The sequence below is a fragment of the Actinorugispora endophytica genome (assembly GCF_004363075.1).
GTDB lineage: Bacteria > Actinomycetota > Actinomycetes > Streptosporangiales > Streptosporangiaceae > Actinorugispora > Actinorugispora endophytica.
Map to the genome: position 1 here is coordinate 79,596 of NZ_SNYN01000012.1, position 12,224 is coordinate 91,819.

10 protein-coding genes are annotated in these 12,224 nt (G+C 72.8%); 3 read left to right on the forward strand and 7 right to left on the reverse strand.

Annotated features, from left to right (window positions below; all coding sequences use genetic code 11):
• Window positions 1-23 precede the first annotated feature (23 nt).
• The 4 genes from rhaS to EV190_RS15295 are packed head-to-tail and all read right to left on the reverse strand — an operon-like array spanning window position 24 to window position 4,713.
• Complete coding sequence (gene rhaS / locus EV190_RS15280) at window positions 24-1,100, reverse strand: rhamnose ABC transporter substrate-binding protein (protein ID WP_243742593.1); 1,077 nt, start codon at window positions 1,098-1,100, stop codon at window positions 24-26.
• 4 nt (window positions 1,101-1,104) lie between these two features.
• The gene (locus EV190_RS15285) at window positions 1,105-2,160 is read right to left on the reverse strand and encodes an ABC transporter permease (protein ID WP_133742236.1); all 1,056 of its coding nucleotides are present in this window, start codon (window positions 2,158-2,160) and stop codon (window positions 1,105-1,107) included.
• A complete protein-coding gene (locus EV190_RS15290; RefSeq protein WP_166655468.1) occupies window positions 2,150-3,196 on the reverse strand; it encodes an ABC transporter permease in 1,047 nt (348 codons plus the stop codon). The genes EV190_RS15285 and EV190_RS15290 overlap by 11 nt, the downstream gene beginning before the upstream one ends.
• Window positions 3,193-4,713: a sugar ABC transporter ATP-binding protein gene (locus tag EV190_RS15295; RefSeq protein WP_133742237.1), complete on the reverse strand. Its 1,521-nt coding sequence runs from the start codon at window positions 4,711-4,713 to the stop codon at window positions 3,193-3,195. The genes EV190_RS15290 and EV190_RS15295 overlap by 4 nt, the downstream gene beginning before the upstream one ends.
• Before the next feature lie 272 nt (window positions 4,714-4,985).
• On the opposite strand from EV190_RS15295, the gene EV190_RS15300 reads away from it, so the two are divergent.
• Entirely contained in the window at window positions 4,986-6,056 is a 1,071-nt protein-coding gene (locus tag EV190_RS15300; protein WP_394345534.1) for a LacI family DNA-binding transcriptional regulator, read from the forward strand.
• Window positions 6,057-6,197: 141 nt separating this feature from the next.
• Here EV190_RS15300 and xylA read toward each other — a convergent pair whose 3' ends face one another.
• Window positions 6,198-7,355 carry a xylose isomerase gene (gene xylA, locus EV190_RS15305; protein ID WP_133742239.1) on the reverse strand — a complete coding sequence of 386 codons (1,158 nt, stop codon included), beginning with the start codon at window positions 7,353-7,355 and terminating at the stop codon, window positions 6,198-6,200.
• Between the two features lie 44 nt (window positions 7,356-7,399).
• Entirely contained in the window at window positions 7,400-8,791 is a 1,392-nt protein-coding gene (xylB, locus tag EV190_RS15310) for a xylulokinase (protein ID WP_133742240.1), read from the reverse strand.
• A gap of 144 nt (window positions 8,792-8,935) precedes the next feature.
• On the opposite strand from xylB, the gene EV190_RS15315 reads away from it, so the two are divergent.
• On the forward strand, window positions 8,936-10,186 hold the full coding sequence (locus EV190_RS15315) for an ROK family transcriptional regulator (RefSeq protein WP_133742241.1): 1,251 nt from the start codon (window positions 8,936-8,938) through the stop codon (window positions 10,184-10,186).
• A gap of 24 nt (window positions 10,187-10,210) precedes the next feature.
• On the opposite strand, the gene EV190_RS15320 is transcribed toward EV190_RS15315, so the two are convergent.
• Window positions 10,211-10,954: an SAM-dependent methyltransferase gene (locus tag EV190_RS15320; protein WP_133742242.1), complete on the reverse strand. Its 744-nt coding sequence runs from the start codon at window positions 10,952-10,954 to the stop codon at window positions 10,211-10,213.
• A gap of 485 nt (window positions 10,955-11,439) precedes the next feature.
• On the opposite strand from EV190_RS15320, the gene EV190_RS15325 reads away from it, so the two are divergent.
• Window positions 11,440-12,183 carry a YqjF family protein gene (locus EV190_RS15325; RefSeq protein WP_133742243.1) on the forward strand — a complete coding sequence of 248 codons (744 nt, stop codon included), beginning with the start codon at window positions 11,440-11,442 and terminating at the stop codon, window positions 12,181-12,183.
• Window positions 12,184-12,224: the final 41 nt, after the last annotated feature.

A 12,224-nucleotide genomic window follows, 5' to 3' on the forward strand; every position in this document is an offset into this window, starting at 1 on the left:
ACCGCCGTTACCGGATCGGACGACTAGAAGTCGTAGTCGTCGATGTTGTCGGCGTTGAACCGGGTCGGCTCGCCGAGGACGATCTCGCCGTTCTCGCCGATCTCGTAGTCGCCCAGGCGCCCGGCCGTGAAGGTCTGGCCCTGCTCACCGGTGATCTGCCCGGCGGCCAGCGCCGCGCCGGTGTAGCCCGCCAGGTACGCCATGTCCTTGGGGTTCCACAGCGCGAACTCCTCGACGGTGCCGTTCTCGACGTACTCGCGCATCTGGTTGGGCGTGCCCAGACCGGTGACCGCGACCTCGCCCTTGAACTCGGAGTCGCTGACGTAGCGCGCCGCCGCGGCCAGGCCCACCGTCGTGGGCGAGACGACGCCCTTGAGGTCGGGGTGGGTCTGCAGCAGGCCCTGCATCTCCTGGAAGGACTTCTGGTCGTCGTCGTTGCCGTAGACGGTGTCCACGACCTCGATGCCCTCGTAGTCGGGGTTGCTCGAGAGCTCCTCCTCCATCAGCTCCAGCCAGAGGTTCTGGTTGGTGGCGTTGGGGGTGGCCGACAGGAAGGCGATCTCGCCCTCGCCGTCGATCTGCTCCGCGATCATCTCGACCTGCACCTTGGCCAGGCCCTCGGCCGACGCCTGGTTGACGAAGGCGTCGCGGCACTCGGGCGCGGTGTCGGAGTCGTAGGTCACGACCTTGGCCCCGGCCTGGCGCGCGGAGTTGAGCGCCGAGCACACCGCGTTGGGGTCGTTGGCCGCGAGCACGATGACGTCCGAGCCCTGCTGGCTCAGCGTGTTGATGTAGCTCACCTGGGAGGACGCGTTGGCCTCGGAGGGGCCGACCTCCTTGAACTCCGCGCCCAGCTCCTCGGCCACCTCGCTGCCGCCGGTGTTGGCGAACGTGAAGTAGGGGTTGTTGAGCTGCTTGGGCAGGTAGCTGACGGCCAGGCCCTCGGGGATCTCGGCGTTGGGGTCGGCCTCGCCGACCGCGCCGGTCTCGGCGGCCTCCTCCTCGTCGCCGCGGGTGGTGCCGCCACAGGCGGAGACGGCCAGCAGCAGGCCTGCCGCCGCGCCGGCGGCGATGCCGCGGGTCATTCGGGATCGGAACATCAGGTCACCTCTTGCTTGGTGCGGGGACTGTCGGGGAACTTGACGGGGAACTGTCGGCGGCGGCCCTGTCGGGTGGCGGGGCCGTCGCCCGGCGGCGCTCCTTGAGCCGGGTCACGACGTTGGGGGCGACCACCGAGATGACCAGCAGCAGACCGGTCACGATGGAGAGGGTGTCGGAGGAGACGTCGGCGAGCTGCAGGGCGTTGCGGATGGTGCCCAGCAGCAGGACGCCGCCGATCACCCCGGCCAGCGCGCCGCTGCCGCCGAAGATCGAGACGCCGCCGAGCAGGACCGCGGCCACCACGGACAGCTCCAGGCCCGCGGCGTTGTCGGCCCGGGCGCTGGAGTACTGCAGCGTCCAGAACACCCCGGCGACGGCCGAGACCGCGCCGGAGGCGACGAACAGCCACAGCTTGGTCATGCGCACCGAGATGCCCGAGAAGCGCGCGGCCTCGTCGTTGTTGCCGATGGCGTACAGCGCGCGGCCGACCGGGGTGGCGTGCAACACCACGCCGAAGACCACGGCGAGCCCGATGACGAGCAGCACGACCCACGGGATCTGGGTCTCGCCGATCCGCGCGGTGGCGCCGCCGGTCCAGGAGAACGGGAAGTCCGCGACGGCGCGGTCGCCCAGCACCACGTAGGCCAGGCCCCGGTACAGCGCCATGGTGCCGATGGTCACCGCGAGCGAGGGCAGCCCCGCCACGGTCACCAGCAGGCCGTTGACCGCGCCCAGGACCGCGCCCAGGACGACGCACAGCGGCACGATGGTCTCCAGCGGCAGGCCCATCACCCACAGCTGGCCCATGACGGCGCTGGTCAGGCCCAGCGTGCTGGCCACCGAAAGGTCGATCTCCCCGGTGATGACGATGAGCGTCATGGGCAGCGCGATGAGCGCGATCGCGGCGATGTCCAGGATCAGGAAACCGGTGTTGCGCCCGGTGGCGAACCCCTCGATCCAGAAGGACGCCGCGATCACGGTCACGATCAGCGCGCCCACAACGGACGCCTCCCGGGTGGCCAGCAGCCGGCGCAGCGGCGATGTCGACTCAGGCGCCACGGGATTCACCTCCTCGAAGTCGGCGTTCGGCGCGCACGGCGAGGAGCCGGTCCATACCGATCGCGATCAGAATGAGCAGGCCGACCACGGCCTGCTGCCAGAAGCCGTCGACCCGCAGGATCGGCAGCGCCGAACCGATGGTGGTGAGCAGGACCGCGCCCAGCGCCGCGCCGAGCACGGTGCCGCTGCCGCCGAAGATCGCCACGCCGCCGACGACGGCCGCGGCCACCACCTGCAGTTCCAGGCCGGTGCCGACGGTGGCGTCCAGGGTGCCGAAGCGCGCCGCGTAGAGCACCCCGGCCAGGCCCGCCAGGGCGCCGTTGGCGACGAAGGCGGCGAAGATCCTGCGGTCCACCGAGATGCCGGACAGCCGCGCGGCGGCGGGTTCGGAGCCGATGGCGTACAGTTCGCGGCCGCTGCGGTAGGAGGACAGGTACCAGCCGACCGCCGCCACGACCACGACCGCGACCAGGGCGAGCACCGGGATCCCGAGGACCGTGGCGCGGCCCAGCGCCAGGAACGGGCCGGGCATGTCGGCGGCGTTGATCTGCCGCCCCCCGGCCAGCCAGTGGTCCACGCCGCGGAAGACGTACAGCGTGCCCAGGGTGACCACGAGCGCGGGGACCCGGGCCGCGGCCACGAGCGCGCCGTTGACCGCGCCGCACACCGCTCCGATCAGCACCCCGGCCACGGCCACCACGGGGATGGGCAGGTTCGGGAAGGCGATGAACAGGCTGCCCACCGCGAACGCGGTCAGGCCCAGGATGGAGCCCACGGACAGGTCGACGCTGCGGGTGACGATGACCAGGGTCTGGCCGACGGCCAGGATGGTCAGCAGGGTCGCGCCCAGCAGCAGGTCGCGCAGGCTCTGCGCGGACAGGAAGTTGGGGTTGACGACCGTGGTGACGACGATCAGCAGGACCAGGGCCAGCAGGATGCCGACCTCCCGGACCTGGCGCAGCCGGCGCCCGGCCTTGGCGTCGCCGCCGCCGTGCTCCTGCACCTGGGGGGACGGCGCGGTGGTGGGGGTGCTCACGCCGCCTCACCCCGCTGCCCGGTGGCCGCGTACATGACGGACTCCTCGGTGGCTTCGTCTCGGGAGAGCTCGGCGCTGATCCGGCCCTCGTGCATGACCAGCACGCGGTCGGCCATGCCCAGGACCTCGGGGAGCTCGCTGGAGACCATGACGACCGCCAGGCCCTGGCCCGCGAGTTCGGACAGCAGGCGGTGCACCTCGGACTTGGTGCCCACGTCGATGCCGCGGGTGGGCTCGTCCACGATGAGCACCTTGGGGCCGGTGGCCAGCCACTTGGCCAGCACGACCTTCTGCTGGTTGCCGCCCGACAGGGTGGAGACCGCGTCGGTGAGCCGCCCGGCCTTGACCTGGAGGCGCTCGGCCCACTCGCGGGCGGTTCCCTCCTCGGCGGAGGAGCGCAGCAGTCCGAACCGGCTCAGCGGCCAGCGCCGGGTCAGGGTGGCGTTGCGCTCCACCGACAGCTCCATGACCAGGCCCTGCTGGCGGCGGTCCTCGGGGACCAGCGCCACGCCCGCTGCCATGGCCGCCGCGGGCGAGGCCTTGGGCAGGGCGCGGCCGTTGACGCTCACGGTGCCGGAGTCGTAGCGGTCGACACCGAAGACCGCGCGCATCACCTCGCTGCGTCCGGCCCCCACGAGCCCGGCCAGCGCCACGATCTCGCCGGCGCGGACGGTGAGGTCCACGTCCGAGAAGACGCCGGCGCGGGTGAGGCCCCGGACCTCCAGGACCGTGTCACCGGGCTCGGTGTCCTGCTTGGGGAACAGCGCGGCGATGTCGCGGCCGACCATCTTGCGCACGACCGCGTCCACGGTGAGCTCGCCGATGGGGTCGGTGGAGATGTACCTGCCGTCGCGCATCACGGTGACGCGGTCGCACAGCGAGAACACCTCGTCGAAGCGGTGCGAGATGAACAGGATGGCCGAGCCGGAGTCGCGCAGCGAGCGCGCCACCGTGAACAGCCGCTCCACCTCGACGCCGGACAGCGCGGCGGTGGGCTCGTCCATGACCAGCACCCGCGCCTGCAGCGACAGGGCCTTGGCGATCTCGATGAGCTGCTGGTCGGCGATCGACAGGCCCTTGGCGGGGCGGGCCGGGTCGATGCGCACGCCGAGCCGGGCGAACAGCGCGTCGGAGGCGGCGTGCATGGCCGCCTTGTCGATGCGGCGTCCCCTGGCCAGCGGCTGGCGGCCCATGAAGATGTTCTCCGCGACCGACAGGTCGGGGAACAGCGTGGGCTCCTGGTAGATGACGGCCACCCCGGCCCGCTGGGCGTCGGCGGGCCGGGCGAAGACGGCGGGCTCACCGTCGACCTCGATGCGGCCCTCGTCGGGCTGGTGCACCCCGGCGATCATCTTGACCAGGGTGGACTTGCCTGCTCCATTCTCCCCGCACAGCGCGTGGATCTCACCCGCGCGCAGCGTCAGCGACACCCCTTGGAGCGCTTTGACGCTTCCGAAGGACTTGGCCGCGTCGACGAGCGCGAGCGGGGGAGGTACCGGCGGAGGCTGCTGGGCCACGGCGCCCTCCTTGACATCGGGTCGGGTCACCGCAGGACACGGCGACAAAAAACGTTTCAATTGAGGAGGACGTTAGATGGACCACAGGACCACGTCAAGAGGGAATGTCCCAGGTATTAACAAAATGTGACGCCGCCGCCGTCGACAGCCCCCGGCCGTTAACATTGCTTCACAGTCCCTTGGACAACGACGCGCGGCGGCCGATGTCACGCATCGCTATTGACACGTTTCAATCAAGCTGTGACGATGACCGGAAACCGTTGCCTCTTCACGTGTTCGGAGACCGCGCCTTGCCACCGCCCGCCAACACCGCCCGCAACGTCGGGATCAACGACGTCGCCGCCCGGGCGGGCGTGTCCCCGGGGACCGTGTCCAACGTGCTGAACCGCCCCGAGCGCGTGGCCGAGGCCACCCGGCTGCGGGTCGAGGAGGCCATCCGGGAGCTCGACTACGTCCGCAACTCCTCGGGGCGCAGCCTGCGCGCGGGCCGCAGCGACTCGGTGGGCCTGCTCGTGCTGGACGTGACCAATCCGTTCTTCACGATGGTCGCCCAGGGCGTCGAGGACCAGGCCGCCGAGGCCGGGCGCACCGTGATGCTGCTGAACTCCTCGGAGGACCCCGAGCGCCAGCGCCGGTCGCTGCGCCTGCTCGCCGAACAGCGCGCGGCGGGGGCCGTGGTCATGCCGGTGGACGACGACGTGACCGACCTGCTGTGGCTGCGCGAGCGCGGCATCCCCTGGGTGGTGCTGGACCGCGGTGACGTCGGCGCCGACGTGGGCAGCAGCGTGTACGTGGACAACCACGCGGGCGGCCTGGCCGCGGGACGGCACCTGATCAGCCTCGGCCACGAGCGGATCACCTTCCTGAGCGGCCCGCTGAGCCTGGAGCAGTGCCGCGTCCGCCTGGCCGGGCTGCGCGCGGCCCTCGACGAGAACGGTTTCGACTCCGAGAACGGGGTCCGGGTGATCGAGACCGGCTCGCTGACCGCCGCCTCCGGCGACAAGGCCGCGGAGGAGGTCCTGGCGGGCGGGCCGCGCAGGCGTCCCCAGGCGGTGTTCTGCGCCAACGACCAGCTCGCCCTGGGACTGCTCAAGGGGCTGGGCGAGCGGGGACTCGGCGCGCCCGCGGACCTGTCGGTGGTCGGCTACGACGACATCGACGTCGCGGCGCTGGTGCATCCCGGCCTGACCACGGTCGCCCAGCCCAAGTACGAGATCGGCCGCGCCGCGATGCGCCTGCTCGCCGCCGAGCTCGACGACCCCGGCGGCCACCGGTACGAACGCCTCCTGTTCGAGCCCCGCCTCGTCGTCCGCGGCTCCACGGCGGCCTACCGGGAGCCCTAGCGTCCCGCGTTCGTGGTGGCCTCCCCGTTGGTCACGGCCTTTCCGGGGCCTCGGAGGCGGCCGAGGCCCCGGAAAGGCCGCGACCAACGGGGGGAGCGGAGCAGCGGCCCCGGGGGATGGGGCCGGGACCACCGCTCCAGATCAGCGCACGCCCATGAGGTGCTCCAGGGCGAGCTGGTCGAGGCGCTCGAAGTGGTAGCCGCGCTCGCCCGCCGCCTCCAGGTCGATCTCCTCGGCGAGCAGGTCGTCCAGCGTCTCCCCGTCGGCGAGCGTGGGCAGCGAGAGCTCCGCCACGCGCGCCGCCTCGACGGCCTCGCGCACCTCGGGGTCGGCGCGGAACGCCGCCGCCTTGGCCTTGAGGATCAGGTAGTTGCGCATGCAGCCGCGCGCGGACTCCCACACCCCGCTCATGTCCTCGGTGCGGGGGGTCTTGAAGTCGAAGTGCAGCGACCCGTCGTACCCGCTGCTCTCCAACAGGTCGACCAGGAAGAACGCCTCCTTGAGGTCGCCCGCGCCGAAGCGCAGGTCCTGGTCGTACTTGATGCCGCGCTGGCCGTTGAGGTCGATGTGGAAGAGCTTGCCGTGCCACAGGGCCTGGGCGACGCCGTGCGCGAAGTTCAGCCCTGCCATCTGCTCGTGGCCGACCTCGGGGTTCACCCCGACCATCTCGGGATGCTCCAGCTCGTCGATGAAGGCCAGCGCGTGCCCGACGGTGGGCAGCAGCACGTCGCCGCGCGGCTCGTTGGGCTTGGGCTCGATGGCGAACCGCAGGTCGTAGCCGCGGTCGCGGACGTAGCCGCACAGGATGTCGAACGCCTCGCGCAGCCGGTCCAGCGCGGCGGCGTCGTCCTTTCCCGCCTCGGTCTCGGCCCCGTCCATTCCGCCCCAGCACACGTAGGTGCGCGCGCCCAGTTCGGCGGCCAGGTCGATGTTGCGCAGCACCTTGCGGACGGCGTACCGGCGCACGTCGCGGCTGTTGGAGGTGAAGCCGCCGTCCCGGAACACCGGGTGGCTGAACAGGTTGGTGGTCACCATGGGCACGGTCACGCCGGTCTCGGCCAGCGCGCCGGTGAAGCGCTTGACGATCGCGTCGCGGGTGGCCGCGTCGCTGCCCGGGGGGACGAGGTCGTCGTCGTGGAAGGTCACGCCGTGCGCGCCCAGCTCGCCCAGGCGGTGGACCGCCTCGACGGGGTCGAGGGCCGGGCGCACGGCTTCGCCGAAGGTGTTGTGGCCGCGCCACCCCACGGTCCACAGCCCGAAGCTGAACCGGTCCCCGGGGACGGGCTGGTAGTCGTTCATCGCGGTCTCCTCTTTCGTTTCTCGCTGGTCGGTCCGCTGTGTGGTCAGTGTCCGTCCCGGACGGCCGCGTAGCGTTCGCGCACACGCGGGGTCGGGTCGGCCTCGAACACCGCGGTGTCGGCGGAGGCCCGCCAGACGGGCGGCTCGGCGGTTCCGGCCAGCGCCCAGGCGGCCTGGCGGGCCGCTCCGTCGGCGACGTACTCGCTCTCCGCCGGGACCGTGACGGGGCGCCCCAGGATCCTCGGGGCGATGTCGCGCACGGCGGCCGAGCGGGCGCCGCCGCCGATCAGGAGCACCCGGCGCACCGGGACCCCGTTGCCGGTGAGGGCGTCCACGGCGTCGGCCAGTCCGCACAGCACGCCCTCGACGAAGGCGCGCGCCATCGTCTCGGGTCGCAGGTTGGCGCGGGTGAGGCCGTCCAGGCGGCCGGTGGCGTCGGGGCGGTCGGGGGTGCGCTCGCCGTCGAGGTAGGGCAGGAGGGACAGGCCGCCGGCGCCGGGCTCGGCGGCCAGCGCCAACCGGTCGAAGGCGGCGAGGTCGACGCCGAGCGCGGCGGCCCCGGCGTTCAGGACCCGGGCCGCGTTCAGGGTGCACACCAGCGGCAGGTAGCGGCCGGTGGCGTCGGCGAAGCCCGCGACGGTCCCGGTCGCGTCGGAGGTGGGCGCGTCGGCGACGGCGAAGGCGGTGCCCGAGGTGCCGACGGACACCACGACGTCACCCGGGCCCGCGCCCAGGCCCAGGGCCGCGGCCATGTTGTCGCCCGTCCCGGGCGCCACCACGTCGATCGGGGGCAGGCCGCGCGCGCGGACCGCGCCGACGGTCTCGGCGGGGGCGGCCACGCGGGGCGTGCGCGGGGCGCGGCCGAAGGCGAGGGTGAGCAGGTCGGTCCGGTAGCGGTCGGCGGCGGGGTCGTAGTAGCCGGTCCCCGAGGCGTCGCCGCGGTCGGTGACGGCCTCGTCCGCGCCGGTCAGGCGCTGGGTGAGCCAGTCGTGCGGGAGCAGGACGCCCTCGGTCCGCGCGGCGTTGGCGGGCTCGTGCTCGGCGAGCCAGCGCAGCTTGGTGACGGTGAAGCTCGGCACCGGGACCAGGCCCACGGCCTCGCTCCAGGCCGCGGGGCCGCCCAGTTCGGCGGTGAGGTCGGCGGCCGCCGCGGCCGAGCGGGTGTCGTTCCACAGCAGGGCCGGGCGCACCACCCCGCCCTCGGCGTCCAGGGCGACCATGCCGTGCTGCTGCCCGGCGACCGCGATGGCGGAGACCCCGTCGAGCAGCCCCCCGGAGGCGGCCCCGGTCAGGGCCTCCCACCACGCCCGGGGGTCGACCTCTGTTCCGTCGGGATGGGGCGCCCGGGCCTGGCGCACCAGCTCCCCGGTCTCGGCGTCGCGCACGACGATCTTGGTGGCCTGGGTCGAGGAGTCCACTCCTGCGACGAGCGGCATCGCGGTCCCTCCCTGGTCGGTTGGCGGAACATCCATTAGTTTGATGACTGAACGAATTAGTTGTCAATCCCTGTCGTCGAACCCAGCACACTGGTAGGGGGTCAGGGCGCGCCGCGGGGCGCGGAGCAGGAGGAGAACTGCCGAATGGTGGGCGTGAGCGACGGGCCGGCCGGCTTCCAGGCCATCAGGGAGGCCAACCTGGGCATCGTGCTGCGGACGATCCGGCAGACGGCGCCGTGCTCGCGGGCGGTGGTGGCCGCCTCGACCGGGCTGACCAAGGCCACCGTGTCCAGTCTGGTGGCGGACCTGATCGACCGGGGCCTGGTGTGCGAGACCGGCCTGGTGACCGAGCGCCGGGTGGGGCGGCCCGGCATGCTGCTGACCATCGACGGCTCGACCCTGGTCGCGATCGGCCTGGAGGTCAACGTCGACTACATCGCGGTCTCGGCCGTCGACCTGCTCGAACGCGAGGTGTTGAGCAGGCATGTGGAGTTCGACGCCTCCTCCGCGGGCCCCGAGGCGTGCGCGGCGCGGCTGCGCGAGGTGCTGCTGGAGGTCGCCGCCGACCCCCTGCTGCGCGACCGCCCGCTGGTCGGGGCCAGCACGGCCGTGCCCGCGCTCATCGACGCCCCCGCCGGGACGGTCACCAACGCGCCCAACCTGGGCTGGCGGGACTTCCCCCTGCGGGAGCGGCTGACGGCGCTGCTCGCCGGCTCCCCCCTCGAAGGACTTCCCCTGCTGGTGGACAACGACGCCAACCTGGGCGCGGTCGCCGAGTACCGGGGCGGCCACCTGGCCCGCACCCTGGACCTGGTGTACCTGACGGGCGAGGTCGGCATCGGCGCGGGCGTGCTGATGAACGGGGAGCTGCTGCGCGGGGCCAGCGGGTTCGCGGGCGAGGTCGGGCACATCCCCCTGCTCGGGAACGGCCCGTTGTGCGCGTGCGGACGCCGCGGCTGCCTGGAGTCGCTGGCCGGGATGGACACGATCCTGCGCCGGGCGGTGCCCGAACTCGTGCCCGAGGGGCCGGTGCGCGGCAGTGGCCTGGGCGAACTGGTCGCCGAGACCGCGCGCCGCGCGGAGGCCGGGGACGCCGCGGCCCTGGCCGCGCTGCGCACCGCCGGGACCTGGCTCGGCAGGGCCGTCGCGACGCTGGTCAACCTGCTCAACCCGAGCGCCGTCGTCCTGGGCGGCTACTTCGTGCCCCTGGCCCCGTGGCTGCTGCCGCCCTGCCGCGCCGCGGCGGCCGCGCACTCCTTCGCCCCCGACGGCGGAGGCTGTCGGATCGAGCCCTCGGCCCTGGGCCTGAGCGCCGCCGCGCGCGGCGGCGCCATGGCCCTGATCGACGCCCTGGACACCGGTGCCCTCCCCCTCCCCCCGGCCACCGCGGCCTAGCGCCCCCCGTCGGGGAAGCGGCGCCTACTCGGGGACCCGGCCCACCCCGCCGAAGTTCCAGCGGGTGGCCGCGTCCAGGTCGTCCTCGGGGTCGGGGCGCCACCAGGGCAGGAACCGGGCTCCCGGCTCGACCATGTCGAAACCGTCGAAGAAGCCCTCGATCCGCTCGGGGTCGCGCAGGTGGACCGAGGCGGTGGCGCGGCTGTAGGCGCCGGTCACCTTCTCGACCGCCCGGCTTCCGGCGCTGCGGGTCCCGTGCGCGACGACCAGGTGGCTGCCGGGCGCCATGAGGGGGCGGAAGGCCCTGATGACGGCGGCGGGGTCGTCCTCGTCGGCGACGAAGTGCAGCACCGCCACGAGCAGCACCGCCACCGGTCGGGCGAAGTCGATCAGGCCGGGCTCGCACACCCGGTCGATCAGCTCCCCCGGGGCCCGCGCGTCGGCCCGCACGACCGCGACGGCGCGCTCCCGGGCCAGCAGCGCGCGGGCGTGGGCCAGGACGACGGGATCGTTGTCGACGTAGACGACCCGCGAACCGGGCCGGTACGCCTCGGCGGTCTCGTGCACGTTCTCCCGGGTGGGAAACCCCGCGCCGATATCGATGAACTGATCAACTCCGGAAAAAGCCAGGTCGCGCACTGCCCGGCGCAGGAATGAGCGGTTCTCCCGAGCCGCCCGGAATAATTCCGGGACCACTCCGAGCATTTCGTCCGCGGCGTCGCGGTCGACCTGGAAATTGTCTTTTCCGCCGAGATAATAGTCGTACATGCGGGCCGGGCTCGGTTTTCGCAGGTCAGCCGCTGCCGGCCGCCAGACCGCCCCGCTGCCGCCGGTCGGCCGCCACTCGGAGGGAGCTGATTCGCTGATGTCGTCACCTCCTACAACGCCCGCACGGCCCGCGAACGCCTCCACCACGCTGCTTCCCGGGCCATCGTAGTACGCCTGTTTTCCGTCATTCTGAGTTAGCCCTGGCCGGCCGCTTATCCGGGGTTTCCGGCCCACTCGTCCCGGTTCGTGCACAGCTTTATCCCACACTTACCGCTAATCACTTCCCGCACACGGCGTCCACCGAAAGGGACGAAATGGGATTCGGGGTCGTCTTCACCCGGGTCGCGGCCTCACGGGGGTTCGACCATGGTTCGCACGGCCGCCGCCTTTGATGATCTCGACGTCAACGCCCCGCGATGTCCGTTTCGGGGGGCGCTAATGTCAAGGCCACCGAAGGATCCGGCACAGGAGAGGGAGCGAGACCGATGACCCACCAGGACCGGATCCCCCCGCTGGACCCGCCCCCGCTGCCGCGGTCCGTGCTGCTGGCGCAAGGCTGGCGGGACGTGGCCTTCCTGCACTGGCCCGTCGCCCCCGCGGACGCGGCCCCCCTGCTGCCGCCGAGCACCCGGCCCGACGTGCTGGACGGGGTCACCTACGTCGGGGTCGTGGCGTTCGCGGTCACCGGCACCCGCGTGCTCGGGGCCGTGCCCACCGGGGGGTTCACCGAGTTCAACGTGCGGCTGTACTCGGTGGACGAGCGGGGGAACCAGGGCGTGGTCTTCCTCTCCCTCGACGCCGACTCGGCGCACAACGCGCTCGCGGCCCGGGTCCTGACCGGGCTGCCCTACATGTGGTCCGACGCCTCCGTCGGCCGGGACCGCGACGGCCGCGTGGGGTACGCCTCCCGGCGGCGGCTGCCCGGCCCGGGGGCCCGGAGCCGCTTCCGCGTCCGCCCCGGCGGACGCCTGGAGCACCCGTCCCCGCTCGACGTCTTCCTGACCGCCCGCTGGGGCCTGCACACGCGCCACCTCGGCCGCACGCACTGGGTGCGCGTCGCCCACCGGGCGTGGCCGCTGCACCGCGCCGAGCTGCTCTCCTGTGAGCAGGACCTGACCGCGGCCGCCGGCCTCTGCGTCGCCGGCGCCCCCGTCTCGGTCCTGTGGTCCCCGGGCGTCGACACCGACGTGACCATCTCCAAACCGTCGGAAGAGGCAATCCATACCTGACTCCGCGCTTGGAACCGGTCCCCGTCGGTAGCGGTGACGCT